31 protein-coding genes and 3 pseudogenes are annotated in these 26249 nt (G+C 61.1%); 9 read left to right on the plus strand and 25 right to left on the minus strand.

All coding sequences use genetic code 11. From position 1 onward, the window contains the following. Position 1: 1 nt before the first annotated feature. From ACP2YP_RS34770 to ACP2YP_RS34840, 15 genes are all read right to left on the minus strand, one after another. Positions 2-265, minus strand: a complete 264-nt coding sequence (locus tag ACP2YP_RS34770) for a VirB3 family type IV secretion system protein (RefSeq protein ID WP_375859681.1) — start codon at positions 263-265, stop codon at positions 2-4. Continuing rightward, positions 265-606, minus strand: a complete 342-nt coding sequence (locus ACP2YP_RS34775) for a TrbC/VirB2 family protein (protein ID WP_426420819.1) — start codon at positions 604-606, stop codon at positions 265-267. The genes ACP2YP_RS34770 and ACP2YP_RS34775 overlap by 1 nt, the downstream gene beginning before the upstream one ends. Continuing rightward, positions 603-1523: a P-type conjugative transfer ATPase TrbB gene (gene trbB, locus ACP2YP_RS34780; protein ID WP_426426380.1), complete on the minus strand. Its 921-nt coding sequence runs from the start codon at positions 1521-1523 to the stop codon at positions 603-605. The genes ACP2YP_RS34775 and trbB overlap by 4 nt, the downstream gene beginning before the upstream one ends. Before the next feature lie 202 nt (positions 1524-1725). Beyond that, a complete protein-coding gene (locus ACP2YP_RS34785; RefSeq protein ID WP_426420821.1) occupies positions 1726-2154 on the minus strand; it encodes a CopG family transcriptional regulator in 429 nt (142 codons plus the stop codon). Positions 2155-2160: 6 nt separating this feature from the next. After that, positions 2161-4143 carry a conjugal transfer protein TraG gene (locus ACP2YP_RS34790; protein ID WP_426420823.1) on the minus strand — a complete coding sequence of 661 codons (1983 nt, stop codon included), beginning with the start codon at positions 4141-4143 and terminating at the stop codon, positions 2161-2163. A gap of 33 nt (positions 4144-4176) precedes the next feature. Beyond that, a complete protein-coding gene (locus ACP2YP_RS34795; RefSeq protein WP_426420825.1) occupies positions 4177-5940 on the minus strand; it encodes a relaxase/mobilization nuclease domain-containing protein in 1764 nt (587 codons plus the stop codon). Between the two features lie 550 nt (positions 5941-6490). Then, a complete protein-coding gene (locus ACP2YP_RS34800; RefSeq protein WP_426420827.1) occupies positions 6491-7555 on the minus strand; it encodes an IS110 family transposase in 1065 nt (354 codons plus the stop codon). A 199-nt stretch (positions 7556-7754) separates the two neighbouring features. Beyond that, a complete protein-coding gene (locus tag ACP2YP_RS34805) occupies positions 7755-8444 on the minus strand; it encodes a lytic transglycosylase domain-containing protein (protein ID WP_426420829.1) in 690 nt (229 codons plus the stop codon). A gap of 230 nt (positions 8445-8674) precedes the next feature. Continuing rightward, a complete protein-coding gene (locus ACP2YP_RS34810) occupies positions 8675-9187 on the minus strand; it encodes a S26 family signal peptidase (protein WP_426420831.1) in 513 nt (170 codons plus the stop codon). Beyond that, positions 9184-9648: a DUF2840 domain-containing protein gene (locus tag ACP2YP_RS34815; protein ID WP_426420833.1), complete on the minus strand. Its 465-nt coding sequence runs from the start codon at positions 9646-9648 to the stop codon at positions 9184-9186. Before ACP2YP_RS34815 ends, ACP2YP_RS34810 begins: the two co-directional genes overlap by 4 nt. A gap of 289 nt (positions 9649-9937) precedes the next feature. Further along, positions 9938-10819 carry a replication initiator protein A gene (locus ACP2YP_RS34820; RefSeq protein ID WP_426420835.1) on the minus strand — a complete coding sequence of 294 codons (882 nt, stop codon included), beginning with the start codon at positions 10817-10819 and terminating at the stop codon, positions 9938-9940. Between the two features lie 22 nt (positions 10820-10841). Next, positions 10842-11123 carry a helix-turn-helix transcriptional regulator gene (locus ACP2YP_RS34825; RefSeq protein WP_027534820.1) on the minus strand — a complete coding sequence of 94 codons (282 nt, stop codon included), beginning with the start codon at positions 11121-11123 and terminating at the stop codon, positions 10842-10844. Positions 11124-11257: 134 nt separating this feature from the next. Continuing rightward, entirely contained in the window at positions 11258-11767 is a 510-nt protein-coding gene (locus tag ACP2YP_RS34830; protein WP_426420838.1) for a DUF2285 domain-containing protein, read from the minus strand. 67 nt (positions 11768-11834) lie between these two features. Further along, complete coding sequence (locus ACP2YP_RS34835) at positions 11835-12029, minus strand: transcriptional regulator domain-containing protein (protein ID WP_200471987.1); 195 nt, start codon at positions 12027-12029, stop codon at positions 11835-11837. Positions 12030-12194: 165 nt separating this feature from the next. Next, on the minus strand, positions 12195-12467 hold the full coding sequence (locus ACP2YP_RS34840; RefSeq protein ID WP_375865366.1) for a DUF2285 domain-containing protein: 273 nt from the start codon (positions 12465-12467) through the stop codon (positions 12195-12197). A 168-nt stretch (positions 12468-12635) separates the two neighbouring features. Here ACP2YP_RS34840 and ACP2YP_RS34845 point away from each other — a divergent pair, with 168 nt between their 5' ends. Next, on the plus strand, positions 12636-12881 hold the full coding sequence (locus tag ACP2YP_RS34845; protein WP_426420840.1) for a helix-turn-helix domain-containing protein: 246 nt from the start codon (positions 12636-12638) through the stop codon (positions 12879-12881). Between the two features lie 193 nt (positions 12882-13074). On the opposite strand, the pseudogene ACP2YP_RS34850 reads toward ACP2YP_RS34845, so the two are convergent. Both ACP2YP_RS34850 and ACP2YP_RS34855 read right to left on the minus strand, forming a co-directional pair. Further along, positions 13075-13214: pseudogene (locus ACP2YP_RS34850) on the minus strand (DUF932 domain-containing protein); the annotation flags it as partial. Position 13215: 1 nt separating this feature from the next. Beyond that, a pseudogene (locus tag ACP2YP_RS34855) lies at positions 13216-13651 on the minus strand (ParB/RepB/Spo0J family partition protein); the annotation flags it as partial. Between the two features lie 113 nt (positions 13652-13764). Between ACP2YP_RS34855 and ACP2YP_RS34860 the strand changes: the two are divergent. From ACP2YP_RS34860 to ACP2YP_RS34870, 3 genes are read left to right on the plus strand one after another with little or no spacing between them, the layout of a single operon-like run. Then, positions 13765-14100: a helix-turn-helix domain-containing protein gene (locus tag ACP2YP_RS34860; RefSeq protein WP_426420842.1), complete on the plus strand. Its 336-nt coding sequence runs from the start codon at positions 13765-13767 to the stop codon at positions 14098-14100. After that, on the plus strand, positions 14093-15340 hold the full coding sequence (locus ACP2YP_RS34865; RefSeq protein WP_426420844.1) for a type II toxin-antitoxin system HipA family toxin: 1248 nt from the start codon (positions 14093-14095) through the stop codon (positions 15338-15340). The genes ACP2YP_RS34860 and ACP2YP_RS34865 overlap by 8 nt, the downstream gene beginning before the upstream one ends. 32 nt (positions 15341-15372) lie before the next feature. Continuing rightward, positions 15373-15684 (plus strand): hypothetical protein, encoded by a 312-nt coding sequence (locus tag ACP2YP_RS34870; RefSeq protein ID WP_426420846.1) that lies wholly within the window; start codon positions 15373-15375, stop codon positions 15682-15684. Positions 15685-15742: 58 nt separating this feature from the next. Here the strand turns inward: ACP2YP_RS34870 and ACP2YP_RS34875 are convergent, their stop codons facing one another. Beyond that, positions 15743-16063, minus strand: coding sequence for a DUF736 domain-containing protein (locus ACP2YP_RS34875; RefSeq protein WP_234685179.1), 321 nt, complete (start codon positions 16061-16063; stop codon positions 15743-15745). Positions 16064-17106: 1043 nt separating this feature from the next. Between ACP2YP_RS34875 and ACP2YP_RS34880 the strand changes: the two genes are divergently transcribed. Further along, positions 17107-17394: a helix-turn-helix domain-containing protein gene (locus ACP2YP_RS34880; RefSeq protein WP_426420849.1), complete on the plus strand. Its 288-nt coding sequence runs from the start codon at positions 17107-17109 to the stop codon at positions 17392-17394. Beyond that, complete coding sequence (locus ACP2YP_RS34885; protein ID WP_426420851.1) at positions 17391-18677, plus strand: type II toxin-antitoxin system HipA family toxin; 1287 nt, start codon at positions 17391-17393, stop codon at positions 18675-18677. The genes ACP2YP_RS34880 and ACP2YP_RS34885 overlap by 4 nt, the downstream gene beginning before the upstream one ends. Positions 18678-18770: 93 nt before the next feature. Here ACP2YP_RS34885 and ACP2YP_RS34890 read toward each other — a convergent pair whose 3' ends face one another. From ACP2YP_RS34890 to ACP2YP_RS34900, 3 genes are all read right to left on the minus strand, one after another. Continuing rightward, the gene (locus tag ACP2YP_RS34890; RefSeq protein WP_426420853.1) at positions 18771-19277 is read right to left on the minus strand and encodes a DUF2285 domain-containing protein; all 507 of its coding nucleotides are present in this window, start codon (positions 19275-19277) and stop codon (positions 18771-18773) included. A gap of 73 nt (positions 19278-19350) precedes the next feature. Continuing rightward, on the minus strand, positions 19351-19545 hold the full coding sequence (locus ACP2YP_RS34895) for a transcriptional regulator domain-containing protein (protein WP_426420855.1): 195 nt from the start codon (positions 19543-19545) through the stop codon (positions 19351-19353). Positions 19546-19712: 167 nt separating this feature from the next. Continuing rightward, positions 19713-19985 (minus strand): DUF2285 domain-containing protein, encoded by a 273-nt coding sequence (locus ACP2YP_RS34900; RefSeq protein ID WP_426420857.1) that lies wholly within the window; start codon positions 19983-19985, stop codon positions 19713-19715. Between the two features lie 214 nt (positions 19986-20199). On the opposite strand from ACP2YP_RS34900, the gene ACP2YP_RS34905 reads away from it, so the two are divergent. Then, the gene (locus ACP2YP_RS34905) at positions 20200-20427 is read left to right on the plus strand and encodes a helix-turn-helix domain-containing protein (RefSeq protein WP_426420859.1); all 228 of its coding nucleotides are present in this window, start codon (positions 20200-20202) and stop codon (positions 20425-20427) included. A gap of 110 nt (positions 20428-20537) precedes the next feature. On the opposite strand, the gene ACP2YP_RS34910 is transcribed toward ACP2YP_RS34905, so the two are convergent. The 4 genes from ACP2YP_RS34910 to ACP2YP_RS34925 all read right to left on the minus strand — a co-directional run bounded on the left by ACP2YP_RS34910 (position 20538) and on the right by ACP2YP_RS34925 (position 24582). Continuing rightward, positions 20538-20858: a DUF736 domain-containing protein gene (locus ACP2YP_RS34910; protein WP_234685179.1), complete on the minus strand. Its 321-nt coding sequence runs from the start codon at positions 20856-20858 to the stop codon at positions 20538-20540. A 564-nt stretch (positions 20859-21422) separates the two neighbouring features. Next, positions 21423-21869, minus strand: coding sequence for a hypothetical protein (locus ACP2YP_RS34915; RefSeq protein ID WP_426420861.1), 447 nt, complete (start codon positions 21867-21869; stop codon positions 21423-21425). 225 nt (positions 21870-22094) lie between these two features. After that, positions 22095-23024, minus strand: a complete 930-nt coding sequence (locus ACP2YP_RS34920; protein WP_426426381.1) for a DUF2493 domain-containing protein — start codon at positions 23022-23024, stop codon at positions 22095-22097. A 625-nt stretch (positions 23025-23649) separates the two neighbouring features. Beyond that, on the minus strand, positions 23650-24582 hold the full coding sequence (locus ACP2YP_RS34925) for a polyprenyl synthetase family protein (RefSeq protein WP_426420863.1): 933 nt from the start codon (positions 24580-24582) through the stop codon (positions 23650-23652). A gap of 142 nt (positions 24583-24724) precedes the next feature. On the opposite strand from ACP2YP_RS34925, the pseudogene ACP2YP_RS34930 reads away from it, so the two are divergent. Both ACP2YP_RS34930 and ACP2YP_RS34935 read left to right on the plus strand, forming a co-directional pair. Continuing rightward, positions 24725-25270, plus strand: a pseudogene (locus tag ACP2YP_RS34930) (IS6 family transposase); the annotation flags it as partial. Positions 25271-25946: 676 nt separating this feature from the next. Next, a complete protein-coding gene (locus ACP2YP_RS34935) occupies positions 25947-26159 on the plus strand; it encodes a hypothetical protein (protein ID WP_426420865.1) in 213 nt (70 codons plus the stop codon). The last annotated feature ends 90 nt before the right edge of the window (positions 26160-26249 follow it).

Here is a 26249-nt window from a genome sequence, read left to right on the forward strand (position 1 = left end):
TCTAAATGTTGAGATGGGCTGGGACGCGCAGGTGACGGCGCACCACTTCGACGAAGGCCGGGTCTCGCTTGGCAGCCCATGCAGCCGCCGCGTGCCCGATGGCCCAGAGCAGGAGACCGGCGATCCACAAGCGCAATCCGAGCCCAAGGGCCGCGGCGAGCGTCCCGTTAACGATGGCGACCGACCGGGGGGCTCCGCCCATCAGGATCGGCTCCGTCAGCGCCCGATGGACCGGCGCGATAAATCCTGCGACGGGCTCGTCCATCACACCAACACGCCGCCGCCGAACGAAAAGAACGACAGGAAGAAGCTCGAGGCTGCAAACGCAATCGAAAGCCCGAACACGATCTGGATCAGCCTGCGGAAGCCGCCCGAGGAATCGCCAAAGGCAAGCGTCAGGCCCGTGACGACGATGATGATGACGGCGATGATTTTGGCGACCGGTCCTTCAACCGACTGCAGGATCTGATTGAGCGGCTGCTCCCAAGGCATGTTGGAGCCCGCGGCCCAGGCGGGCGGACTCATGAACAGGACCGCACCCAGTGCGGCGATGGAAACGCTCCAATGCGGAACTCGGTTTCGATTGCTCATGTTTCGATTGCTCATGTGAACTCTCCTGCTGGTGAAAGGCTGTAATCCCCGGCGGCTCCGAGGCCATTGACGCGCGCGAGTTCGGCAAGCCGGCGCTCGGCACCGCGCCCGGACAGGACCGCAACGACGTTGATGGTTTCGGCGATCAGGGCGCGCGGCACGGTCATCACGGCTTCCTGGATGAGCTGCTCCAGCCGGCGTAAGGCGCCGAGCGCAGTGCCCGCATGGATGGTGCCGACACCGCCGGGATGACCGGTTCCCCAGGCCTTGAGCAGATCGAGCGCTTCAGCGCCTCGCACCTCGCCAATGGGAATGCGGTCTGGACGCAGTCGAAGCGAGGAGCGCACGAGATCCGAGAGCGAGACCACGCCATCCTTAGTGCGCAACGCGACCAGATTCGGTGCTTTGCATTGCAGCTCGCGGGTGTCCTCGATCAGCACGACCCGGTCACTGGTCTTCGCGACCTCGGCAAGCAATGCATTTGTGAGCGTGGTCTTGCCCGTTGATGTGCCGCCAGCGACAAGGATGTTTTTGCGCGAAGCGACGGCCTGGCGCAGTGCCGTGGCGTGATCGGATGTCATGATGCCGGCCTTGGCATAGTCGTCGAGCGTGAAGACCGCGACGGCGGGCTTGCGAATGGCGAACGCTGGTGCCGCGACGACGGGAGGCAACAGGCCTTCGAACCGCTCTCCGGTCTCGGGGAGTTCAGCAGAAACACGGGGCGCGGCGGCATGGACCTCGGCCCCCACATGATGCGCCACCAGGCGAATGATGCGCTCGCCATCGGCGGCGGAGAGTTGTTCACCCGTGTCAGTCAGTCCGCTGGATAGCCGGTCGATCCACAACCGGCCGTCAGGGTTCAGCATCACCTCGACGATCGCATCGTCTTCGAGATAGCGCGCGATGGCGGGCCCCAGCGCGCTGCGGAGCATCCGCGCGCCACGCGAGATCGCCTCCGACTGAAGAGAATGGATCGCCACTGCCTGCCCCCATCGATCGAGGGCTAAAACAGCGCCCTCGGATGGGGATGATTAGAAAAACCACCAACGACCTTCCTGCAACAAGGGGATGATCTCCGTCGTAGTCTGGCGTAGAAATAGAAAGGCCGGAGCAGCCAACAACGCGGGCGCAATCTCAGTTGGTGGAATCCTCGGGCGCTCCATGAACGATATCGTCCGGAATCTCCCGCAAGAAGCTTTGGCCCTTTTGCAGGCGCCGGCCCAATGTCTCGACGAAGCCTTCAAAGCGCTCACGTCCCTTGATCTGAGCGGCAGCCTGGGCGTCGTTCGGCAAGGGAGGCGTGATCGTAAGCCAAAACCGAACAAACAGAGCCAAGGTCTCGGCTGTCAGCCCGACATCCCGCTCAAGTCGCTGCACTTGCCGGGACAACCGGTCGAGACGGCGGGCGAACGCCGCCTCTTTGCGATCCACTCCATCGGGTGACAGAAACGAGACGACGGCCGCCTCGACGATGGCCGATCGCGAGAGATTCTTGCGATCGGCAAGGTCAGAGATCTGCTTTAGAAGCTCCGGCGGGAAATACACGTTCATGCGGTTGCGCATGGGACCTCAGAGATCAATGCCATCGTTCGGGTCAAGCGCCGCCTGGCGGGCCACGCCCCGCATCTGCTGGCGAAGAAGCCGGGCTTGACGCACGGCCTCATCGTCGTCGTCCAGGACGGCAAACTCTTCTGTCGGCGTCACATCGGTTGTCTCTTTGACGATAGCGACGTGGTCAGGAAGCTCGGGCTCCCGGCGCAGACCGCTGTTGGCGGTATCGGTTTCGGACTCTTCGGTCTGGACAGTTGCGCCATTTCGCGCGGGGAGCTTGAGGCTGGACCAACTATCTTCCCGGGAAGACCGCCCCAGCCTGGCCGGCTCTGGCGGTGAGAGAATGCGCTCGGTAAAGCGCCTATCTTCGTAGTAGCGCACCTTCCTGGCTCGGATCGGCGCCGTCCCGGCCACCATTACGATTTCGTCGGTGGGAGGAAGCTGCATCACCTCGCCGGGCGTGAGCAAGGCGCGTGCGGTCTCCTGCCGCGAGACCATCAGATGGCCAAGCCACGGGTTCAGCCGATGGCCGGCATAATTCTTCATGGCTCGCATCTCGGTCGCAGTCCCAAGTGCGTCCGAAACGCGTCTTGCGGTCCGCTCGTCGTTTGTTGCGAAGCTCACGCGGACATGGCAATTGTCCAAAATCGCATTGTTGGGGCCGTAGGCCTTCTCGATCTGGTTCAACGACTGCGAAATCAGGAAGGCCTTGATCCCGTATCCGGCCATGAACGCGAGCGCCGACTCGAAAAAATCGAGACGCCCCAGTGCCGGGAACTCGTCCAGCATCATCAGGACGCGGTGGCGGCGGTTCTTGGCTTGCAGATCTTCGGTGATGCGACGGCCAATCTGATTGAGCACGAGACGTATGAGCGGCTTTGTCCGGGAGATGTCGGACGGAGGCACGACAAGGTAGAGCGTCGTCGGACGAGCATCGGCAATCAAGTCCGCGATCCGCCAATCGCATCGGCTCGTGACCTGCGCCACCACCGGGTCCCGATAGAGTCCAAGAAACGACATCGCGGTCGAGAGCACGCCAGAACGTTCGTTTTCGGACTTGTTCAGCAGTTCTCGCGCGGTTGAGGCGACAACCGGATGTGGACCCTGCTCGCCAAGGTGCGAGCTTGTCATCATCGCTTTCAACGTGACCTCGATTGGGCGCTTCGGGTCTGACAAAAAGGCCGCAACCCCGGCAAGCGTCTTGTCGGGTTCTGCATAGAGGACGTGCAGGATGGCACCGACGAGCAGCGAGTGGCTGGTCTTCTCCCAGTGATTCCGCTTGTCGAGCGACCCTTCCGGGTCGACCAGCACGTCCGCAACATTCTGGACGTCCCGAACCTCCCATTCGCCGCGGCGTACTTCGAGAAGTGGGTTGTAGGCAGACGATTTTGGATTGGTCGGATCGAACAGCAACACCCGGCCATATCGGGACCGAAAGCCGGCCGTGAGCTGCCAGTTCTCGCCCTTGATGTCGTGCACGATGGCCGAGTCTGGCCACGTGAGAAGGGAAGGAACAACAAGGCCAACGCCCTTGCCGGACCGGGTCGGCGCAAAGCAGAGCACATGCTCCGGCCCGTTGTGGCGGAGGTAATCCTCCGCCAATCTGCCAAGCACGACCCCGTCCCCACCCAAAAGTCCGGCCGCCTGCACCTCCCGCGGATCGGCCCACCGCGCCGAGCCGTAGGTCTGGACATTCTTGGCCTCGCGCGCCCGCCACACCGACATGCCGATCGCGACCGCGATCGAAACGAAGGTCCCTGCGGCCACGATGAATGCACCCTCGACAAAGACCTGAGGGGCATAGGCGTCGTAGACGAACCACCACCAGAAGAAGACGGGCGGGTAATAGATCTTGAAGCCCGACAACGCGAACCACGGCCGCCCTAGCTCCGGCTGATAGGCGAGCCGCCAAGCCGTCCACTCGGTCGCTCCCCAGATGGCGAGCAAGACGATCAGGCCGACGACAATCACCTGTCCCCACAGGATTTTGGTTCCGGACATCCCGAACACCTTTCCAATAATTGACAACGATAGCTACAGGCTGAGGTCGCGCTTCCGGCCGAAGCTCCATTCGATCCCGCCGCCCTCCTTCGTGGTGCCCGCAACGTGCTGGCCCAACCTTTTCTCGAGCTCGCGCGACCAGGGCACCAGCTGAAATCCGAGCCCGTCGTCGATCATGGCGAAACGCCCCGAGGCGAGCGTCAACCGCTGACGATACATGCCCGCCACGTGCTCGCCGGAGGCGCCCCTCACGTGAGGCAGGCCGGTCGCCGCCGAGATTCTTGCTGTCACCTCGTCCAGCTCGCGTCGACGCAACGTGTTCAGGAGATCACGCTGGAAGGTGATGCGCTGGCCCTGCCGCCGCGCCAGACCTTCCCGAACCAGATGCTCGGTGCGAGCTTCGAGGGCGTCGTGCATCTCACGACCGAAGCCGCCCATGGCGAGAGGCATGGGGTTGGATTCAACCAGCCGGTGGTCGAGCCAGGTGGCGCCTTTCGCGGTGACCTGCTCACCAAGATCGAGATCAGAACGGGTGGCAAGCACCAATGTGGGGCGCGGATCATCGGCCGGACCGAAGCGCCGGACCTCGACGATACCACCGACGGATGGCGCATGTTCGAAAGCTTCGATTCCTCGGAACCGGACGTGGTGCGCGCGCCCGTCTGTTCCGTCGATCAGGGCGTAGGCCTCGCCGGTGAGCTCGTCATGCAATCCTCGATCGAGCAAGCGCCCGATAATCTGGGAGCTTGGCTGTCCAGCTTCGATGACGTAGTCGGACACGCCACGCGCTTCCCCACGCTCGCTGAAGGCGCGATGCATAGTTTTGATGATGTCCCCGCGCATGCCGAGATCGCGGAGACTACGTTCAGCCTCGAGCCCGACCATCCACTCCCCTGGGGCAGCTGACGCAGCAAGGCCCATCTTCTCCAGGTGCTGAAGGCGGCCGACCACCAGGCGCCGGATTTCGGGATCGGAGCTGCCGGGATTCTCTGGGCGAAGGTCGATATAGCCGGTTTCGTCGGCTGACAGCCGAATCTCCCGATCGAGCCGCGTCCATCGCTCTGCCGTGACTTCCCTCTCCAGCGAGTTGCGGATTTCATGCTCCGGTCTTGGACCGAGTTCGATGGCGACCAACTCCTCGGCGCGTGAGCGCAGGCCGCGGCTGATGTAGTCGCGGGAGATCACGAGGTCTGCGCCTGTCTCATCGACACCCCGAACGAGAAGATGGACGTGAGGGTTGTCCGTGTTCCAGTGATCGACGGCCACCCATTCGAGCCGCGTTCCAAGATCGATCTCCATCTGCTTGGCCAGATCACGGGTGAAGGCCCTGAGGTCAGTCATGTCGGCGGCATCCTCGGGCGAGACAATGAATCGAAAATGATGGCGGTCGCCCTGGCATCGTTCTGCGAAGGCCGCGCCGTCAGCTCGATCGCTGCCAGCATCGAACATCTCGGCCCGCTCGCCGTTCCGGGTTACGCCGTCGCGCTTGAGGTATGAAAGATGAGCCGTCAGCGGCGCCGAGCGGAGCGAACGTCCCTTGTGGCGCACGATGCGCGCCTTCACCACAACGCGCCGTGTCGGGCTGAACAACCGGTTGCGGCTAAAGGACAGCCGGCCGCGGCCAAACGTCGAGCGCCCATAGGCCGCGGAACGCCTGCCAAGCCCAACCTGACCCGACGTATGTCCGGCTTTCTTCGCGGCACGTAGCACCTGGTTGATGAAGCTCTTCGGCTTGGGCGCGCGGGTGCTTCGGATGCGCCCGGGCCGAATGCGCAGATCGCTGTCGCGCAGGGTCATTGCCGGACCTCGAAAGGCGCCAAGGAAGCTACAGTGCCGAATATTTCCTTGATTGCGCTGTTCAAAATATACGGCGCGGCACGCGCCCCGACCGACCGGCACGCCAGAACCCAAGCCATGCCAATGGCTTGCGGTTCGACCGGCGAGCCCCTTTTATCTCGCCTTCCTAATCGGGCGTGCAAAGTCAACTCTCTCCTACGCTTTTTTGCGATTTCTCCAAACAAGCAGCGCTCCTTTCTCGCTGCTTCGATTGCGAGCAGCGTTCGCCATCAGCACGGTCACGACTTGCACTCTCCAGGCGGGGTCCATGCGTTCCTTCGCGTTCAGCACCGGGCTGTCGCATGCTCTTCATCAGGTTCGTAAACAGGGCTGTCCAAGCAGTCCGGCGCTCTCATCCCCGAAGGGCGGTGGCAGGCAAGAGATAGCGGACATTCCCCGTTTCGCGGCCCCGCCAGGGGACGCTCACCGCGCGCGCGGATCTCTAATCTTTGCTCCTCTTCAACATGCTGGATGCAGCACCAGCGCCAATCCCTCGTAATGCCCGCAGCAATTACTGCGCCGACTTCAATCGCAGTCGCTGCGTCACCTTGGCGCCGAATCCGACATGGAAGTCGGTCTCGTTGACCCACATCCGATGCAGGATACCGGCGAGCTTGCGCGCGACCGCGACGATCGCGCACAACATGCTCGACCGTTTGGCTATCCGCAGGCCCCATGCACGCAATGCGGACCATTTCCTGACCCGCAGCAGCAGGCTTGCGGCAGCCTCGCACAACGCCTCCCGAACGGCGACGTCGCCGTGCTTGCTGATGCGACCTTCATAATCGATGGATGTTCCCGACTGGTGTCGCCTCGGCGTCAGACCAAAATGCGCTCCAACCGTTCGAGATCGCGCGAACCGCCGAGGGTCATCGACACCGACCTTGAACGAAAGCGCAGCAACGGGACCGACGCCGGGTACGGTCATCAAACGACGACAAACCGCATCATGCTGGACCACCTGCAGGAGCACTTTATGCAATCTTTCGTAGCCCTCGAAGACTGCTCGCCGCACGTCCAGCATGGCTTCAATCATCATGGAAAAAACCGGATCGCTGTGCTCGAGTAACTCGCGGACCCGTGCTTCGTAGCCCCCGCGGCCGACGGCTCCCATCAGCAAGCCGTAGGCCCTGAGCGTGCCACGAACGTGGTTCTCGATATCGATCAATTTGCGCTTGAGGAGCTTCCTGTTGGCCAGCAGCGAGCGCATCTTCTGCATGTCGATATTCTTGACATGGACCGCGCGGTACCAGCCCAATCGCATCATCTGCGCGATGCCACGTGCATCATTGCGGTCGGTTTTGTTACGCATCGTGGAGAGCGAAACGCGCATATGGCGGGCCTCAACAACGATGATCGGTACCCCAAGCGGCTGCAGTTCGCGGTACAACCAGATGCCCAGCGACGACGCCTCAACGCCTACGCGATCGAGGCGATCCGCGGAGCCCTCAAGAGCGCAGCGGATCGCCTCCGGCTCCGTGCTAACCTTGACCTCGCGAACCGTGGCACCCGCGCTGTCCACGATGCAAACATTGGTTTCCTCAAGACCGACGTCCAATCCAACGTAAAGTGTCATCGGAGCTCTCCTTTGTGGCAACGACCACCTAATTCGTTGCACCAGGCTCTGGATTCGGCCAGCAGGGGGCTATCCCCGTGCGCCGCTTTCTCGAAGCCCGATTTGAAGAGCCGTCCTGCTGTCGTGTCTTTCGACTGTCCTCTCCCTTCCGCCCATTTCTCTCTACGGCACGCTAATGCATGCGCGCTTATGCATTCGCTCATCGCCGACCTCCCGCAACGAAGCTCGCGGAAAAAAGCCCGGTTGCTTGGGGTACGATGGCTGAAATGTCGTGTGCAACGCCCGCGATCGGAGTGTGATCCAGCATGAGGCCGCGCTGCGCCGACGTGGTGCTCTTGAGGCTTTCGAATCGCACAGCGAATAGCGTCGCTCCCGACGGCTGCAACCTGGCGACCGCCCCAGGAACGGAAATATCGCTGCCGATCGTTGGTGCAAGCTTCTGCAAATAAGCTCGGGTTTCAGCTGGCAATGCTCGACCAGCGAGATGTTCTTCGTAGCGACCAGGTCCCGCATTGTAGGCCGCGAGGAAGCCCGGCGAACCGTATCGGTCCTGCAGTTGCCGGAGATAGGCCGCACCGGCAAGGATGTTGTCGTGGGGATCGTAGGGATCGTTGCCAAGCTGGTATCGCAGGCGCAGCTCGGCCCAAGTCGGCGGCATGATCTGCATCAGCCCCATGGCACCGTTCGGAGATTTGGCGCACACGTCTCCAGCGCTCTCGACTTCCAAGACGGCGCGTATCCAGTACATGGGTAAGCCGAAGCGGCGCGAGGCCTCGTCAATGATCGGCGCAAACGCTTCGCTGGTTTGAGAGCTCGCTGTATGCTCTGCCGATCGTTTCTCGGCGAAAGCCGCAGCATCACTGATCGTCAGCGCAAGGAACAACGGCACGACGGAGCGAAGGCTTGTTTCGACTGAACGCCAGCATGCCCTCGTGTTCGTGCTCCTCCGGGGTAACGTCGCGTGGCGCCGGCTTATCGGCCGCCTGCGAACAAATTCCGGGGCAGAGTCTGCACTGGCCGTGCGCGCGACAGATCCGCGATCGTTGGCCGGGACGGGAGAACGGTGGAGCATTCGGCCGAACAGCGGAATAGCAGATCGGACTCCCAACACGCGCACGCTCAGTCCTCCCAGGTCCACACGGGGAGCGCACGCCCAAGGACGGCGGATGCCGGCAGAAAGCCGAAGTATCTTCCGTCCAGCGAGTCGGCGGATTGCCAGTTCATGACAAAGAGTTCGCCCTCGCCAACGACGCGGCAACCCTGCCAGTTCGGAAGCGGACGGCCGCGGCCATCGCGATCTCGTGCCTCGCCCATTTCGATCGCGTCGACGGTAACCGCGAGCCCGGTTCTGCAGACGGTCTGCCCCGGAAGCGCCAGCACGCGTTTGAGCATCGGTATCCCGGTCGGCAGATAGCCGCCCACGTCGAGGAAGGTTGCAAGCGGCTCCGGTGGCTGAACCGCGAGAAGCTCGGTCACGAACAGCTTTTCCACAGGCTGCAAACGATACAGGCCGATCGGCACGCTCTCAGATGCATTCCAGACGTAGAGTGGGGTCAGGTCGAGAACCATCGGAGCGAGAAGGGCAGCAGCGCTGGCGAACGTCGTGATCAAGATCTTCCACGGACTTGTCATCGCATGGTCCTCTGCCGTTGAAGCCACGCCTGGTGTCTCGCTTTCGTGTAGGGGCGAGGGTTTTCATTGACCGACATGCGGTTATGAACGTGATGCCAGTAGTCGGGCGCAGCATCCGCGGGATCGATGTCAAGCGCCTCGACAGCGTCGATCAACTGAAGCACCCGTTCCACCTTGGGCCAGCCGGACAGGCGCAGGAGAATGTCCCCGCCGGGCTTCACATAGGGCACCGTGGAGCATCGTTGTCCCGGTGCCACCGCGCGCAGAATATCGATCCGTGAGATTGCCGTTCCGAAGTCGTTTGATGTCCAGCGTACGAACGCGAAGATGCTACCGGGCGCAAAGGACAGCACGCGTCGGCGGCGATCGAGGATTCTCTCCTCGACGGAGTGGCCGAACCGGATGCGGTTCTCAATGCGCTTCTCGAGCCAAAGGAGTTCGACTTCGGTGAAATTGTTCACGGTACACTCCGAGTACAGAAAGTTTCTGGTTGCCTAGCGGGAGCGGAAGTGCGACTGCGCGCCCTCGCCCCACTGTGGCGAGGCAGAACAGGCGGACCGTGGTGGTTATCCTCGTCAGGCCCGAAGGCGCGGTCCGTTAGAAGAAATCCGAAGGATTTCTGGTTAGAAGAGTTACGGCGGCTGGAAAGCGCTAAAGGACAAGGACTTGGATCCGATTCCGGTCCCCGATAGCACGAGGGTCGGGTCCCTGATGACACGAGGGTTGCGGTCCCCGATAGCACGAGCTGATTCACAGGTTGCCTCCCGATTTCGGAAGGAGACCGCGCCTGCGAAGTCTCTCGGTGAATGGATTGATGAGCGCGGGCGCGAACTTCAATCGTTCGGCGCCGTCGCGATCGCGCGTGAGCACGAGTTGGTAGCCAGGCAATGCCTGACGCTGGACAATCTGACGCACGTCGTATGCAAAATGCTTGAGTGGCGAGAGACTGCCCGACTTGGCATGGAGATGCACAAGATCGAAACTCCAGCCGCCCTGCTGCCGGCCGCCATGCTTGCGCACGAGCCGGTAGAGCCAGCGCTCAAGTCCGCCCATCAGATCGAAATACGCGCGATCAATCGTGAGCACGAGCGCGTCATCGATCACGCCGGAATAGAACCAATCGGGCAAGATCAGTTCGAGCCCGAACGGGCGTCCGTTTGCGTCAGCCGTCTCCTTCCATTCATTGATCCAGGAGAAACGATGCCGTCGTCGTTCCGCAATCTGGCGAATTGACGTCAAGACGGTCGTCGATTGCAACCTGTCGAGCCCCGCCTTCAGGCGGTCGTAGTCGCGCGAGCTGGTGCCACGGCCGGCGAACGTCAGAATCTCGTAAGGCGTTGCAGCCATCAGGCGCGACGTCTTCAAGCCGGCGTCACGGGCTTCGACGATCTGGGAAGCGGCCCAGATCAAAACGTCCGCATCCCAAATGGTCGCCATGCCGTGTTCCGGCACCGCTTCGACCCGAATTGCGATCGCACCGGTACGAAAATCGATCGGCACAATGCGCTTTGTTTTCGCGAGCGAGAAGAATGGATAAGCCATCAGATCCTGCGCGTCGCGGGGCGCGAGATCGCCGGGCAGTGCGCGAAAGAGCTCAAGCTGGTCGCGCTCGGAACGGTGTTTGCGTCGCATGGCCATCGCTCTCAAACAGGGATCAGCGACGTTCCTGGCCCGCATAGGGGCGCAGCGTCGGGTGCTTCTTTGCGGGCAGCACAGTCCCTTTGCCGGGATCGGAGGTCGAGGTTTTGGCGCCGAGATCAGCCCATGCTTTCAGGTCATCTACGGCGTAGACGACACGCCCGCCAATCTTCCGATACGTCGGCCCGGTGCCGTATGTGCGGTGCTTCTCCAGCGTGCGACCGGAAAGGCCAAGATAACGCGCGGCCTCCGATGTACGCAGGAAGCGCGGGGGTAGACCGGCCATCGGATCGGGCATTTGAGAACTCCAAGAGGACAGCGAACTGCGGATGGCGGCATCGGCGTGTGTGCGGTCATCATGGAGAAGCAAGTTCTCGGGGGAGGATGCCGAATATCGGGGGGCGGATTTTCGGCACCCCCTGGAGGGCAGCGCTACTCGTCCCTGCGCCCGGGCCGCAGAAGTTTGCGATAGCCTCCGCGCACGAGCGCAAGGCCGCTTTGTACGAGGCGGATTGTTCGGCTGCGCAAATCGTGCGTTTTCCAGGCACGATCGGGGATGCGCTTTTCGCCGAACAGAGCATCTGCGATGCTGCGATAGGTCGCGCCGGCGAAATACGCGGCGACTGCGCGAAGGGCTGCGCATAATCTTTCGCGCCGCTGTTTTGACAAGCGGTGGAAGGCAGGTCCTGGCGCGCGTCCATTCATCGCGCGCCATAGCCGCGTAGCAGCGTGTGCGCGCGCTTCGAAATCGCGGTCAAGCGGCAACTCAGCCGCATAGTAAGTGCCTGCGGTCAGCGGCTGTTTTGACCAGATGCGATGCTCCACCGAGCCGATGTGCAGCACCGCGTGCCAACCGTCGGGGGCGCGGCACACCCGGGCGGCAGCAAAGTCGATCAGTGGCTGAGATGCTGATTCGTGAGAAACTGGCGGCGCGGTTGTCACGGGGACAACGGACGCAAGAACCTCAGGTGTCCAAAAGATGACCTGCTCTTTGGAGGACTTTTGCGGGTCATGGGCGAAAGCAGATACCCCACCTCCTCCTGAATTCCTCGGTCACTTCGCCATCTGGGCTATTCGCAATCATCGCTTCGTAGTCGCGTTGATAGTCCACGTTCATACGAAGGCCTTCCCAGGCGATGTGAGTGATCTCAGCATTCTCCAGGCTCTTAAACGAATCTGGCGATCGCCAGTCGAATTCAGGCATTGCTTCCGTCCCATTGCACGCAGCCAACAAAGATTGCGGCGCAATAGTTATGAACGAAGCGGTTGTAGGAAGCCTCTAGTTTGGCACCACGTGGTGCATGAGAATGACCACCGGTTCGCGGGAGAAAATTGCTTTGGCTGCAAGTCTCCCGTCAGCGATTTTCGTCTATTTTGAGCCGGCGCCGCGTAAGAGGCGCCCCTGCTCGGTCACCCATTTTGCGCGCGCAAGATGACTCTGATATGCAGTCCGCGCACGGTCCGGCTCTCGCTCCGGGTCGATGTGCAAGACGATTCGAGCAACCTCCCGCCAGTCCGCTCCCTGACCTTCCGCCTGCAAAAGGCGAATGTACGTGACAACATGCTGTTCGTCATAGGCGGTCAGCGTTGCCTCGTTCGGCGCGACATCCGCGACGTCAGGATCTAGCTGCGGTTTTGTCATGACCACCCCAACAAACAGCGAATGATTCTAATCTCCCTGGAAGGCCGTGATTGTCCCGACGTCTCATTTTAGCCCCATTGGGACCCAGTCGACCAGCGAGCCGCTCGAAATACATACTATAGGAGATAAACCTCATAGTATGTAAAGACGCAACTTGCGCCGATGGACATGCGCAAGCTGGTCGGCCGGAATTTCGCAAGACTGCGGAAGCGGAAGCGCTTCACGCAGGAGAAATTCGCCGAAATGTCCGGCTTCACTCAGCAATATATCAGTGACCTGGAGCGCGGCCGCCGTAACCCAACTGTCGTAACCCTTTTTGAGCTCGCCAGCACGTTAGGTGTCAGTCACGTTGAATTGGTAGTTCCTGACGAAGACGCGCGAAGCGACCGATCAAAGCCGGCTAAACGGAAATGATCGGGTCGGCAAAATCATTTTAAGTCATCGTAACCCATGACTCTCGCGACAGCCGGGCTGGAGGCCCGACGAGCGCGCCGGACGTGGATACGCGTCGTCGCCGCCGATCCGGCTTGCCGGATTGGCGGCGATGCATAGGGCCTCGAAGCGAGACCGCACAAACATTCCCGATTCCTCGGCTCATGTCATCAATGGCCCGTTCCATCAAGCGCTTTGCTTTGCCCTCCAGCTCGAGGCGCGTGTCCTGATGAGCCTTCCCGCGAGCAAATGCGGTAATGATGCAGAGATGCTTTCCGGCTTGCGATGTTTTTCGCCCAAAACGGTTTCGATGATGTTCAAGGGTCAGATCGCCATCGCGATAGATCTGCATCAGTTTTTCGGGGAGACCGCGCCGAGCCGCAGGACAACATGCGACGCATGCCGAAGCGGGCGGCGATTTCTTCCGCCCCAAAACCGCGCTTTCCGCCAGCTTCTTGAAGGCCTCGAGCTGATTGGCGGGATGCACATTTTCCCGCGTGACGTTCTCGTCTAGACTGATTTCGTGCGGATCGTTCGCAGTGTCGATGATGCAGCGGTTCGGCTTGGTCTTGTTGATCTCCTTGCGCTTCACTCTCTCAGAAGCCGGGCAAGCCGTCTGAAAACCCCGTGGCCGCCCTTCTCTGTCCAACCCCGGTTCGACCACCAGATTCTGCCAGATACCCTTGGAGGCGACTCGGCGCATAAGCTTCGATCACCGCCTCACTGTGCGGGGTCTTGCGCGCATTCTTCGGGAACTCCGACGAACGCTTAGCCGTCCCTACACTGAGGTACCGACCTGCTGAACCTAGAAAATATGTAATGTTCGTGCTACATATTTGCCAGATATGTAGTATGAAGGACGCAAATGCCTACCCCCCACAATCCCCCTGCCGCCGTTCGGCGGGCTCTGCGCAAGCTCGGCGCGGACATCCATGACGCCCGGCGGCGTCGGCGGCTGCCGATGGCCGTCGTCGCCGAGCGCGCCTTCACGTCCCGCTCGACGCTGCAGAGAGTCGAAGCCGGCGACACCAACGTCAGCATCGGCATCTATGCCGGCGTTCTCCAGGCGCTCGGCCTGCTCGACGGCCTGATCAAGCTCGCCGACATCAACAACGACAGCGTCGGCCAAGCGCTCGCCAGCGCCGAGCTGCCCAAACATATCCACCTCAAACGCAAGACCGGGGCCTTACGTGATGGCTGACTTCGAGGTGCATATCGATCTCGGCGGCCGCACGCGCCGCATCGGACTGGCGAGGAGCAACCGTGCTCGAGGCTCGGAGACCATCCTCTTCGAGTACGATGGCGCATGGCTTAATGACTCGGACCGGTTCTCCCTGGAACCCGCCCTCGCCCTGACGCGCGGCGCCTTTGCTCCTCCTGCCGGACTGGCGACTTTCGGCTCGATTGGCGACTCCGCGCCTGACACCTGGGGTCGCCGCCTCATGCAGCGCGCCGAACGCCGCCTCGCCGACCGCGAAGGCCGCGCTGTTCGCACGCTCGCAGAAAGCGACTATTTGCTGGGCGTTGCCGACGAAACGCGACTTGGCGCACTTCGCTTCCGCTGGGTCGGCGACGAAACTTTCCAGACGCCGACCCGCGCTGGTGTACCGGCCCTCATCGAACTCGGGCGGCTGCTCCAGATCACCGAGCGCATTCTCCGCGACGAGGAAACGGACGAAGATCTTCAGCTCATCTTCGCGCCCGGCTCCTCCCTCGGTGGCGGGCGGCCGAAGGCCTCGGTCATCGATCAACACGGCAATCTCTCGATCGCCAAGTTTCCAAAGGAGACCGACGACTACAGCATGGAGACCTGGGAGGAGATTGCGCTGCGGCTCGCCAGCAAGGCCGGCATCGCAACCCCGCAACACGAACTGATCGAGGTGGCCGGCAAGGCCGTCATGCTGTCGCGCCGCTTCGATCGCAATGACGCCGTCCGCATCCCGTTCCTGTCCGCCATGGCGATGATGGGCGCAAAAGACGGCGAGCGCGGCAGCTACCCGGAGATTGTCGACGCTCTCGCGCAACATGGTGCGCAAGGAAAGACGGACGCCCATGCCCTCTACAGGCGCGTCGTCTTCAATGTGCTGATCTCCAATGTCGATGATCATTTGCGCAACCACGGTTTCCTGTGGTTGGGAAAGGCGGGATGGTCGCTCTCTCCAGCTTACGATCTCAATCCCGTGCCTACCGATGTGAAGGCGCGGGTGCTGACGACGAACATCGACCTCGACGAAGGCACCTGCTCGCTCGACCTGCTTGAGGCCGCGTCGGAATATTTTGGGCTTACGCTGCCGCAGGCCCGCGCGATCATTAAGGAAGTCGCGACAGCGACCACGACCTGGCGCGACACGGCCAAAGCAGTCGGCACCCGCGCGGCCGAGATCAATCGCATGGCCAGCGCTTTCGAGCACGATGATCTCAAACGAGCGCTGGCGCTTTGACACGGACATTCCTTCATAGCTTCGATCCTGCGGTGGCGAGCCCCATCGCTGGCCCGACCGTCGACCTTGAAGTCTCCGATATCGAGGATGCCGGCATTCGGGAGGTGCTGCAGACACCCGGCGCCGCCTATGGCGCGTGGTCCATTCTCGACGCGCTGCTGGCGCCGACCGGCGCGGGAACGCCTTTCATCTTCAGGGAGCCGCTTGGGCAGGCGCGCGAAGTCAAAGTCGCGCTCTCAGGCCTGTTTGGACGCTTCGTCGCCCGCACCTATCTCGAGCGACACTTCAATCTTTCGATCTTCGCGCATCTCGGTACCCGCAGCATATCTATGGGGCTGACCTAGCAGTTAGTCCGAATTGAGAAGCCCCGCGCGGCGGACCGGGCGGGGCTTTTTGGCGACCTCAGTCGCCGTTCTTACGGGGCCGCGACCAGATCAGACTGAAGCCGTCGCCGTCCTCGTCGTTGAACAGGTTCGCGTAGATCGGTGCGTTGAACGAGGGGTCGTCGAGCTTGAGCGAGAGGTAGTCGCGGCCCTCCTCGGAGCGCTTCGACCAGGCGGCCCCGATCTCGGCCCGGCCGACGAAGACGCGGTGGCTCGGGGCGTTCTCGTTGGTGCGGTTGGCCTCGGGCACGATGCGGACGCCCTTGGTCTGGAGGCTGAGGGTGACGATCTCGCCCTGGAAGTCGCTGCCGATCTTCTTGAAAGAACCGATGTTAGCCATGTTACTTCTCCTTGCTGTTTCGAGCCGCGACCACCGCGGCCTCGATGGCGATCTACAGGCCGAAGACGATCGACGACGCACCCGCCCGCGGGCCGCAGCGCAGCGGAGGACGCCAGCGGGGCGACTTTCTTGCCTCGCGAGGAATGGGCGTTAGCCCAGGGGAAGAAAGTCGCCCCGCTGGCGTTGCGTTCAGGCGATCGAGGCGCAGCCGTTCTTCGGCTAGATCGAGCCATCAAGAGGCCAGGTGGTCCGTGCGCTGAACAGCAACCCCAGAGAAGTTGTGGCGCCGCTCGGTTGGGCTGCACAAGAGGTCGCTGCGCTCAGGCGTAGAGTTGGAAGCAAAAGCGAAGAAAGGGCGATCGCGACTGCCGTGAACCATCGGCGATGAGATGCCCCTGGCTGGTGCCTTCCGCCGGGAGGTCAGGTGCCGGGTGCCAAAGCCTTCGAGAACGCCGCGACTATTTCTCACTCAAGCTCGTCGACCCAGCCAACGCTTGGACCTGAGCAGCCTCAGCGTCGAGACCCAAGTCTCATTCCTTTCGCGTCTCGGCCGAGAGCGGCTACTGATGTTCCTCCAACAAAGCCTCGCCCAATGCCGGAGGCTCCGCAAAGCTGGTTATCCGTCTCCACGCCATGGCGGCGATGGCAAAAGCGCCCATCCAGCTGAAGATATCCTGCCAAAGTGAGGATGGCATCGCGATTTGCGACAGGCCATGAGCGAGGTGATAGCCCCCGACAGCCGCCGGGACGGTGAAAGCTGCGGCACCGCACGAAGCTGGATCGAGCCCAGATCAAGGCGGTTTGACCGATGAGAACGGTCACGGCACCGGCAAGAATTGCGACCAGAGCTGCGGAGGCAATGCTTGCCCCAGCGTGAACAGCCACCCAGTCCTGCGGAAAGCGCAACGAAATATGGCAGCTTCAACTCTTTCAATGTCGTCGAACGGCAACATCCTTCCGTGTCGTCGTTCGCTGACATTTGATATTGTCGCCGAACGCTGACATATGGTAATGTAGGCGAACGACGACATTCTAGGCGCACGATGCTTGTACGCACATCCACCGATCTCGGGGCCATCATTCGAGACAGGCGCAAACGACTCAAGCTCGACCAGTCGAGCTTCGCCAAGCGTATTGGTGTCAGCCGTCAGTGGGTCATCGAAGTCGAACATGGCCACGCACGCGCCGAACTCGGCCTGGTGCTCCGCGCTCTTGACGCTCTCGGTATCCGCCTGGACGCCAGCAGCGAACAATCCAACAGCCGCAGTTCAGAAGAGTCCGGCGTCGATATCAACGCAATCGTGGCCAAAGCCAAGAAGAGGAGGGCATGACAAACGAACTCGTCGCCCTCTTGGACGGGAAGGAAGTCGGCCGCGTGCATAACGACACGCACAGCCGCCTTACCTTTGTCTATGACACCAATTGGCGCGAAGCGAGGGGCGCGTATCCGATTTCGCTCTCCATGCCACTCGCGGCCGAGGAGCACGGTCCCGCCGCTGTGCAAGCCTTTTTATGGGGACTTCTGCCGGACAACGAGCGCGTCCTCGATCGTTGGGCCAAGAAATTTCAGGTCTCGGCCCGCAACGTGTTTGCCCTGATTTCCCATGTCGGCGAGGATTGCGCCGGCGCCATTCAGTTCGTCACCCCCGATCGTTTGAAGGTATTACAAAGCGGTGCGGACGACAAAGTTGAATGGCTTGACGAAGCCGCGATTGCCAAACGTTTGCAAGCGTTGAGAGAGGATCACGCCGCATGGCGGTTGCCGCGCGATACGGGGCAATTCAGTCTCGCCGGGACTCAGCCGAAAACTGCGCTGCTCCTGCAAAAAGACCGATGGGGAATTCCCTCTGGACGAATCCCGACAACTCATATCTTGAAACCCCCGACCGGCCATTTCGACGGCCATGCCGAGAACGAACATATCTGCCTCAATCTTGCGCGCAATCTCGGCTTACCCGTCGCCGAAACTAAGGTCATGCGATTTGAGAAAGAAATCGCCATTGTCGTCGAACGCTATGACCGGCAATTCAGCGCAAATGACGTCGTTCGCGTCCATCAAGAGGACATCTGCCAAGCACGCGGCATCATGCCAACCAAGAAATACCAAAGCGAGGGCGGACCAGCCCCCGCCGACATTATCGAACTCCTACGCACATACTCCACCAATAGCGTGGATGACCTAGATACTTTCATCGATGCCCTCGGCTTCAACTGGCTCATCGGCGGCACCGATGCACACGCCAAGAATTACTCGCTGCTCCTCGCCAGCGGCCCTACAGTGCGACTTGCGCCGCTCTACGATATCGCCAGCATCCTTCCCTATAACGATGTCGAGTTTCAGAAAATGAAGCTCGCGATGAAGATCGGCGGCGAATACAAGCTTAGCCAGATTGGTGCGCGCGAATGGCAGAAGTTCGCCCGCGAAACCCGCCTCGACGCCGACAAAATGATTGCCGGATTGAATTCTCTGGCTGAGTTGCTTCCCGACAATGTAACCGATGTCTGCGCTACCGCGGAAGCGGAGGGGCTCGACAATACTATAATCAAGCGCTTGGCCACGAAGTTGATCGATCGAGCCAAGGAATGCCAACGCGTTCTGAGTGGCTCCTGGTAGAAGGGACGTTCCTCATCTCTAATGCCAGCCACAAACCGTTCGGCGTTCTGCGCCCATGCGTCGCCGCCGGAAGCCGCCTCTAGCTGAAGGCGGCTATTTGTTCTTGTACTTGGGGCGCAGCAATTCGCGATAGCCGCCTCGCATCAATGCGAGGCCGCTCTGCACGAGGCGAATTGTACGATTGCGCAGATCGTGCGTTTTCCAGGCACGATCGGGGATACGCTTCTTGCCGAAGAGAGCTTCGGCAACGATCCGATACGTGCCGCCGGCGTCATGGGCATCGAGCGCCTGAATGGCGGCGCGCAGCCGTTCGCATCGCTGTTTTGACAATCCGTGAGAGGCGGGACCGACAGCGCGTTCATTCATTGCGCGCCACAGCCGCTGCGCTGCAAGGGCGCGCGCGTCGAAATCGCGGTCGAATGCCAATTGAACTGCGTAATTGGCGCCGGCGGCTGGCAGATCCTTCAGCCAGACTCGATGCTCTACGACGCCTATCCGTAGCACAGCGTGCCAGCCATCGGAGGCACGCCGCGCCCGGCCAGCAGCAAGATCGAGAAGGAGCTGAAGAGCGCTGTCCCCACTGACCGTCGACGCGATCACCGCGATTGGAACGACCGTCGGCAGGACCTCAGGCGCCCAAATGACGACCTGTTCCTCGAAGGATATCTGCGGGTCATGGGCGAAAGCAGATGCCCCACCTCCTCCTGAACTCCGGAGATACTTCGCCGTCCGGGCTGTTCCTCACGGTCTCTTCGTAGTCGCGTTGGTAGTCTTTGTTTCGGCGAAGAAATTCCCAGGCGATGTCGGTTCTTTCAGCGTCCTGCAGGCTCTTGTACGAATCCGGCGACCGCCAGTCGAATGTCGGCATTGCTTACGCCCCTTTGTCCAGTCGGATAACAAGGATTGCGCCGCAATAATTCTGATCGATTGGGTTGTAGGAAGTCCTTACTTTGGCACCACGCAGTGCTCTAAAGTGACCACCAACGAGGAGAAGAAGATCGTGTTCTTGAGAAACACTTCACCGGTGAGATTTTCCTAATTTGACCCGGCACCGCGCAAGAAACGTCCCTGTTCAGTAGCCCACTTAGCGCGCATAAGATGAGACAGGTATGCATTCCGCGCGCGATCAGGTTCGCGCTCCGGATCGATATGCAACACTATTCGCGCGACCTCCCGCCAGTCGGCCCCCTCGCTTTCGGCTTGCAAAAGGCGCGTGTACGTCACCACGTGCTGCTCGTCATAGACCGTTAGCGCGGAATCGGTTGGCGCAACATCCGCTACATCAGGATCAAGCGGTGGCTTAGACATGGCCCTACGCCGCACACGCGATCGAAATACGAACTGAGGGATGCACCGCGCCACCTCGCATAGCATGCGAGTGTAGCATATGGCATGCCACAATAGCCGTCCGGGAGCGCTCTTCTCTACATTTCGGCAATCGAACCTCCATCCAGCGACCACAGGCCACTCCGCGTATTATAACACGTAGCGCCAAAATACGCGATTGCCTCCTATCCTGCGGATGGACATTCGCAAGGTCTTTGGAGGAAATGCGCGCCGATTCCGACTGGCCCTTGGTTTGAGCCAAGAGGCGGTCGCGGAACGCATGGGCGTCGATAGGGCCTTCATAAGCAGCATGGAAAGAGGACGCCAAAACGCGACCCTGCTTACCATCTGGGAAACCGCCCAAGCCTTGGAAGTACGGCCTGCAGATCTACTCGAAGAAAAACTATCTAAGATTCGATCCTGATCTGCGCGAGCCTGGCGAGCGTCACCGTCCAGCGGCAATGCGTCCGAACTAATAGTTACCTCGAATTGGGAAGCCCCGCCCGGCGGACCGGGCGGGGCTTTTTGGCGACCTCAGTCGCCGTTCTTACGGGGCCGCGACCAGATCAGGCTGAAGCCGTCGCCGTCCTCGTCGTTGAACAGGTTCGCGTAGATCGGTGCGTTGAACGAGGGGTCGTCGAGCTTGAGCGAGAGGTAGTCGCGGCCCTCCTCGGAGCGCTTCGACCAGGCCGCCCCGATCTCGGCCCGGCCGACGAAGACGCGGTGGCTCGGGGCGTTCTCGTTGGTGCGGTTGGCCTCGGGCACGATGCGGACGCCCTTGGTCTGGAGGCTGAGGGTGACGATCTCGCCCTGGAAGTCGCTGCCGATCTTCTTGAAAGAACCGATGTTAGCCATGTTACTTCTCCTTGCTGTTTCGAGCCGCGACCACCGCGGCCTCGATGGCGATCTACAGGCCGAAGACGATCGACGACGCACCCGCCCGCGGGCCGCAGCGCAGCGGAGGACGCCAGCGGGGCGACTTTCTTGCCTCGCGAGGAATGGGCGTAGCCCAGGGGAAGAAAGTCGCGCCGCTGGCGTTGCGTTCAGGCGATCGAGGCGCAGCCGCTCTTCGGCCAGATCGAGCCATCAAGAGGCCAGGTGGTCCGTGCGCTGAACAGCAACCCCAGAGAAGTTGTGGCGCCGCTCGGTTGGGCTGCACAAGATGTCGCTGCGCTCAGACGTAGAGTTGGAAGCAAAAGCGAAGAAAAGGGCGAACGCGACTGCCGTGAACCAGCCGCGATGAGATGCCCCTGGCTGGCCTGCCTTCCGCCGGGAGGTCAGGTGCCGGGTGCCAAAGCCTTCGAGAACGCCGCGACTATCTCTCGCTCAAGCTCGTCGACCCACACCAACGCTTGAATCCAAGGCGCCTCAGCCATCGCGACCCAAGGCTTATCCTTGTCGCGTCCTGGCCGAGAGGGGCTACTGATGTTCCTCCAACAAAGCCTCGCCCAATGCCGGAGGCTCGGCAAAGCTGGTTATCCGTCGCCACGCCATGCCGGCGATGGCAAAAGCGCCCATCCAGCTGAAGATATCCTGCCAAAGTGGGGATGGCATCGCGATTTGCGACAGGCCATGAGCGAGGTGATAGCCCGCGACAGCCGCCGGGACGGTGAAAGCTGCGGCAATCACCGCGCGCACGAAGCTGGATCGAGCCCAGATCAAGGCGGTTTGACCGATGAGAACGGTCACGGCGCCGGCAAGAATTGCGACCGGAGCTGCGGAGGCAATGCTTGCCCCAGCGTGAACAGCCACCAATCCTGCGGAAAGCGCGACGAAATATGGCAGCGCGTAGACAGCAAGGACGAGACCCAGCCAGCAGAACAGGCCGATGCCAAGCATATTGAGGGCGAGTGCGATGATAAGCATGGTGGTGGCTCCGCGACAAAAGACATGACGCTCGCGCCTTCCACCACCACCACGGCGCGACGAGAATAATAGCGCAGAATGCGCCGCTGTGCGAGTGCGTGACCTCGTTCGTCGGATCGGACAAGAATCGAAGCTTTCTGCTCGAGCGCTATACGGTCGCATCAGAGAATTTGCAGCGCTGGCGAACTTGGCCCTCGACGAAGAAGCGCCGATGGGCGACGGCGCTTACGCGCCGCCGAACTTCCACACGGGAATGCCGAGCTTCCTGGCCTTATCGGCCAGGTTGTCCTGTATCCCGGTGCCTGGAAAGTGCATGAGACCGATCGGCAGCACTAAAAGCATGGCGTCGTTGCGCTTGAACGGAGCTGCCTTGCCGTGCTTGGTCCAGTCCGGCTTGAAGGCGACCTGGGGAACCTTGCGGTTGGTCGCCCATTTTGCGGCGATCAGCTCGGCGCCCTTCGGCGAGCCACCGTGGAGCAGCACCATGTCGCGATGCTTGGCGTGGGCCTTGTCGAGGCGGTCCCAGATCAGGGCGACGTCGTTAAAATCGAGTCCACCGGTGAGCGCGATCTTGGGTCCCGACGGCAGCAACGCCTCGGTGTCAGCGCGACGTTTGGCAGCCAGGAAATCGCGGCTATCGATCATCGCAGAGGTGAGCCTGCGATGATTGACGAGTGACCCGGAACGGGGGCGCCAGGGCGAGCCGGTATGAAGCTCGAATTGCTCAGTCGCCAGATCGCGAAACAGCTCCATGGCGTTGCGGCGTTCGATCAGTGTGACGCCTTCCGCCGTGAGCCTTTCCAGTTCGACCGATCGCACCTCCGATCCATTCTGCTCGCGCTGGCTCTTTTGCTGGGCTTTTTCGTTGTCATCGAGTTCGCGCTCGATGCGGCCCGTAGCGCGATGGAAGAGATTGACGGTCGACCAGAGCAGATCTTCGAGGTCGGGTTCAAGCCGTGTATCGCTCAGGGTCGCCACGAGCGCATCAAAGATGTCGGCGATCGCGCCTGTGATGGCCTTGGCTTCCGGGAGCGGCCTTGGGTCAGGCTCGTCGTGAAAGGGACGATGGCCATAGAGCTGAAGCTCGTTGAGGATATGATCGGTCGGTGATGAGCCGTGCGGCGGTTCGAACTGGCTGTCGTCGTGTTCGGTCATCATGGCTTGGGGTCCTTTGCCGTTCGGCCGCGCCCATCGCGGCCTTCGTGGCGATCACCAGACGGCGGGCGGAACGGACCAGAACCCGGAGCGATCAATCCGCCGAAGCCCGCAGGGCGCAGGTGGAAGCGCAGGGCCGCAGCGAAGCGGAGGATGGCAGAGGTGCGGCTATTTTGTTTCGCGATGCAAAGGCGCGTGAGCGCCGGCGGAAAATAGCCGCACCTCTGCCATTGCCGGGCCGGGCCGCTTGCCGTCCGATCGCCCCCTAGAAGGCCCTGGGCGCGGCCCTGTCTGGCAAAGGCAGCTCACGCAATGACCGGTCATGATGATAGCGAGTTAAAATTGCTTGGCGCTATCCCCGTAGCGCCCCTCGGACGCGGCAGAACGCGGGCGATATCCTCGGGCACGAGTTGTGCGCGCAAGGCTGAGTTGGATTCAACCACTTGTAGATTGACTTTGACGCAGCCGCGTGTCGCAAGCGGCTCTTCTGCACGAGCAATGAGTGCCTGTCCTCTAGCTTTTCCGGTGAGACTTCAGCACGGCGATCAGAAAGATCCAGCCTCGATGTGATCGTATCCAGCCATGACGGAGCCAACGACCAGATTTCCTTGCTGTAATTCATTTCTCATAAAGGTTGGACGCATTCCAGCGCCGCTTGTTGTATCAGTCCGGCTTTTCCCGGGCCCGCTACGCCCTTGCAAAGCGCTTGGTTCAGCCAGTCAACGAAGGACCCTTTGTGAGGGCTGGCAGGAATGGTGTCACTTATCTGTTCGAGATACGCGTAAAATTGGGCGGCTGCGCTATCCAACCCTTGGCTGCGAACGATATTGGGTCGATTCAGTTGCGTGTCCACCGCACGCAATTTGCCAAGCACCTCGGCGCGGCCGACCGTGTCTGCGATGTCGTCGGCGATCTGGTACGCATGCCCGAGCAGTTCCCCCACCTTCGCCCATGGGGCCGGGTCAGCACCACCTGTCAGGGCGCCGCACGTGGTCGCCGCCACAAAGAGGGAGCCGGTCTTGTAATGGTGATAGCGGTCGATTGGGACGTGCGTCATGGCCTCCATCGACTGTCCGGCGATCAGCCCATGACTGGGGCCGACCGCCTCCGCGACCACCTCGATCATGCGCGCGACCAACTCAGGTGCCCGCGCAGCCTGCTGGCTGAGGTGTTTGAAAGCCGTCACGATCAAGGCATCGCCGGCCAGAACGGCGGTCGGCTCTCCGAATAGCCGGTGCACCGTCGGTTTGCCGCGGCGCAGCGCGGCGTTATCGAAGCAAGGCAGGTCGTCATGGACCAACGAGGCACAATGCAGCAATTCGATTGCTGCCGCAGCTCTTGCAGCCAGCTCCGGATGGCTTGCGCCGGATGCATTGAAGACTTTCAAGCAGAGCTTGGGGCGCATCCGGGCGCCACCTGGAAACACTGCCGCTTCTAGCGCTTCCCGCAGGTGAGTCGGCGACTCCGGACTCAGAGCACTACCCATCGCGGCTCGCAGCGCCTGCTCGATGAGCTCGTCGCTACCGCCAACCACATCGACTGGGTGACTCGAAATCATATCGCATCTCCACTTTTGAGACAAAAACCGGAATTGGGCGTGGTTCAACCGGTGCCGAATTAAAGGCCAATTTTGCGTCTCTTTAGGTTCTGGGGCACCGTCAAGTTTACGAATTGGAGCGGCCAAGGGGTAGACGACCGGCATGCCGACCGCACGGGGCCCTCTTTATCGGCGCATCGCTTCCCATCGGAAGTGATCAGCTATGCCGTTTGGTTGTATTTCCGGCTTTCCTTAAGCTTCGCATGATCGAGGAACGCTGGCGGCGCGTGGCATTGGCGTGACCTATGAAGCCGTGCGCCAGTGGGGACGTAAATCCGGCAAGGCGTTCTCCCATCGGGATCCCCCGGCGCACTCCCACTCGTGGCGACATGACATCTGGACGAATTCGTTATCTCGATCGCGCGAACAACATTGGCTCTGGCGCGCTGTCGACCAGAATGGCGTCGTTCTCGACGTCTTGATCCAAGGCCGAAGAGACTTGCGCGCTGCGCAGCGGCTCATGACGAAGCTCTTTAAATCCGCCGGCACGCCGCCGCGCGTGATGATCGCTGACAAGCTCCGTTCGTACGGCGCGACGAGGGCGATGATGGGCGTTCACGTCGAACATCGCTGGCACAAATCTCTCAACAATCGGGCCGAGAATTCTCATCAGCCGGCGCGGCGACGCCAGCGGATCATGAAGCTTTTCTAATCGAGAAACCGTTGAGCCTGATGGGACGGCCGAATCTCGAACCTTTGACAATCGACTCCTTCAGCTCAGCGGTCGATGAAGTTGACGATGCCTGTTCGCCTTACCCTTTGCGCGAAAGAGCTTGCACAGATGGGCTGACATCTAAAGCGATTGGTCATGGTTGATAGTCGCGACTGGAGCTTGGACCGGAACAACTGACCGGTCAGGGATCTGGGACCTAATTAGCAATAGGTGTGCCACCAGATCATTTGTGCAGTGAATGCTTCAATGGCGACGAAGGGTGCGCCTCGCCGGCGCGAGCCCCGAGGTTCAGGGTTGAGTTGCGGACATTGTGTCACCGGCCAGATACGGATGAACACCGTCAAATCTCTGAGCGACCAGTCTGAAGGACAACCCAGCCATATGCGAGCTAGTCGGGTCGAGCACCTTTCAAATGCAGCACGCGGCGCTCGCGTCATGCCGTTTCCAGGACCTACAAGCAGCCCGCGGCGTGCTGCCTCCGAGCAATCCCAACTGATCGAACTAGCCTGAGAATGTGCGCAATCGCACACGATTGTCAGCTTTGCGTCCATTGCCGTCGATTTGATGCTCATCTCTGGAGTATCAGCATTTTTGTCCCCGGCATGACAGTTGCCCTGTTCTCGGCAATCTCTACAGACCATCGATCTGACGCGTGACCGCCGCCTTGAAAGTATTCGACGACATGCTCGCGCATATTCCGCAAGAGCAGGCCTTTGTCGGGCACTTGCTGCGCCGGTTGTCGGCATTGAGACCCAATGCCGGAAACCTGACACTACGCGCCGCTACGAAGTGCCCGCTCGGCCTGCGAATTCACTTCGGCACGCGATTTGCTCCGTTCACGGCATCATCACCAATCGCGGTGTGATGGTATCGGGACGGACACGGCGCGCGTCGCTGTTCGCGTCTGGTCCGTTCCGACGATCTGCTGTGGCAATGACTTGGCGCTCGGTTGTGG

This window comes from Bradyrhizobium genosp. A, assembly GCF_049949275.1.
Lineage (GTDB): Bacteria > Pseudomonadota > Alphaproteobacteria > Rhizobiales > Xanthobacteraceae > Bradyrhizobium.

Excerpts from the sequence above, each read along its gene's own strand:
- ACP2YP_RS34920 (WP_426426381.1), bottom strand. The coding sequence starts at position 23,024 with ATGACCGAACACGACGACAGCCAGTTCGAACCGCCGCACGGCTCATCA.
- ACP2YP_RS34820 (WP_426420835.1), bottom strand. The coding sequence starts at position 10,819 with ATGCGACGCAAACACCGTTCCGAGCGCGACCAGCTTGAGCTCTTTCGC.
- ACP2YP_RS34845 (WP_426420840.1), top strand. The coding sequence starts at position 12,636 with ATGCGCAAGCTGGTCGGCCGGAATTTCGCAAGACTGCGGAAGCGGAAG.
- trbB (WP_426426380.1), bottom strand. The coding sequence starts at position 1,523 with ATGCTCCGCAGCGCGCTGGGGCCCGCCATCGCGCGCTATCTCGAAGAC.
- ACP2YP_RS34860 (WP_426420842.1), top strand. The coding sequence starts at position 13,765 with ATGCCTACCCCCCACAATCCCCCTGCCGCCGTTCGGCGGGCTCTGCGC.
- ACP2YP_RS34875 (WP_234685179.1), bottom strand. The coding sequence starts at position 16,063 with ATGGCTAACATCGGTTCTTTCAAGAAGATCGGCAGCGACTTCCAGGGC.
- ACP2YP_RS34900 (WP_426420857.1), bottom strand. The coding sequence starts at position 19,985 with ATGTCTAAGCCACCGCTTGATCCTGATGTAGCGGATGTTGCGCCAACC.
- ACP2YP_RS34790 (WP_426420823.1), bottom strand. The coding sequence starts at position 4,143 with ATGTCCGGAACCAAAATCCTGTGGGGACAGGTGATTGTCGTCGGCCTG.
- ACP2YP_RS34910 (WP_234685179.1), bottom strand. The coding sequence starts at position 20,858 with ATGGCTAACATCGGTTCTTTCAAGAAGATCGGCAGCGACTTCCAGGGC.
- ACP2YP_RS34925 (WP_426420863.1), bottom strand. The coding sequence starts at position 24,582 with ATGATTTCGAGTCACCCAGTCGATGTGGTTGGCGGTAGCGACGAGCTC.
- ACP2YP_RS34835 (WP_200471987.1), bottom strand. The coding sequence starts at position 12,029 with ATGCCTGAATTCGACTGGCGATCGCCAGATTCGTTTAAGAGCCTGGAG.
- ACP2YP_RS34810 (WP_426420831.1), bottom strand. The coding sequence starts at position 9,187 with ATGACAAGTCCGTGGAAGATCTTGATCACGACGTTCGCCAGCGCTGCT.
- ACP2YP_RS34840 (WP_375865366.1), bottom strand. The coding sequence starts at position 12,467 with ATGACAAAACCGCAGCTAGATCCTGACGTCGCGGATGTCGCGCCGAAC.
- ACP2YP_RS34885 (WP_426420851.1), top strand. The coding sequence starts at position 17,391 with ATGACAAACGAACTCGTCGCCCTCTTGGACGGGAAGGAAGTCGGCCGC.
- ACP2YP_RS34905 (WP_426420859.1), top strand. The coding sequence starts at position 20,200 with ATGGACATTCGCAAGGTCTTTGGAGGAAATGCGCGCCGATTCCGACTG.
- ACP2YP_RS34880 (WP_426420849.1), top strand. The coding sequence starts at position 17,107 with ATGCTTGTACGCACATCCACCGATCTCGGGGCCATCATTCGAGACAGG.
- ACP2YP_RS34770 (WP_375859681.1), bottom strand. The coding sequence starts at position 265 with ATGGACGAGCCCGTCGCAGGATTTATCGCGCCGGTCCATCGGGCGCTG.
- ACP2YP_RS34895 (WP_426420855.1), bottom strand. The coding sequence starts at position 19,545 with ATGCCGACATTCGACTGGCGGTCGCCGGATTCGTACAAGAGCCTGCAG.
- ACP2YP_RS34800 (WP_426420827.1), bottom strand. The coding sequence starts at position 7,555 with ATGACACTTTACGTTGGATTGGACGTCGGTCTTGAGGAAACCAATGTT.
- ACP2YP_RS34785 (WP_426420821.1), bottom strand. The coding sequence starts at position 2,154 with ATGCGCAACCGCATGAACGTGTATTTCCCGCCGGAGCTTCTAAAGCAG.
- ACP2YP_RS34915 (WP_426420861.1), bottom strand. The coding sequence starts at position 21,869 with ATGCTTATCATCGCACTCGCCCTCAATATGCTTGGCATCGGCCTGTTC.
- ACP2YP_RS34865 (WP_426420844.1), top strand. The coding sequence starts at position 14,093 with ATGGCTGACTTCGAGGTGCATATCGATCTCGGCGGCCGCACGCGCCGC.
- ACP2YP_RS34825 (WP_027534820.1), bottom strand. The coding sequence starts at position 11,123 with ATGCCCGATCCGATGGCCGGTCTACCCCCGCGCTTCCTGCGTACATCG.
- ACP2YP_RS34795 (WP_426420825.1), bottom strand. The coding sequence starts at position 5,940 with ATGACCCTGCGCGACAGCGATCTGCGCATTCGGCCCGGGCGCATCCGA.
- ACP2YP_RS34775 (WP_426420819.1), bottom strand. The coding sequence starts at position 606 with ATGAGCAATCGAAACATGAGCAATCGAAACCGAGTTCCGCATTGGAGC.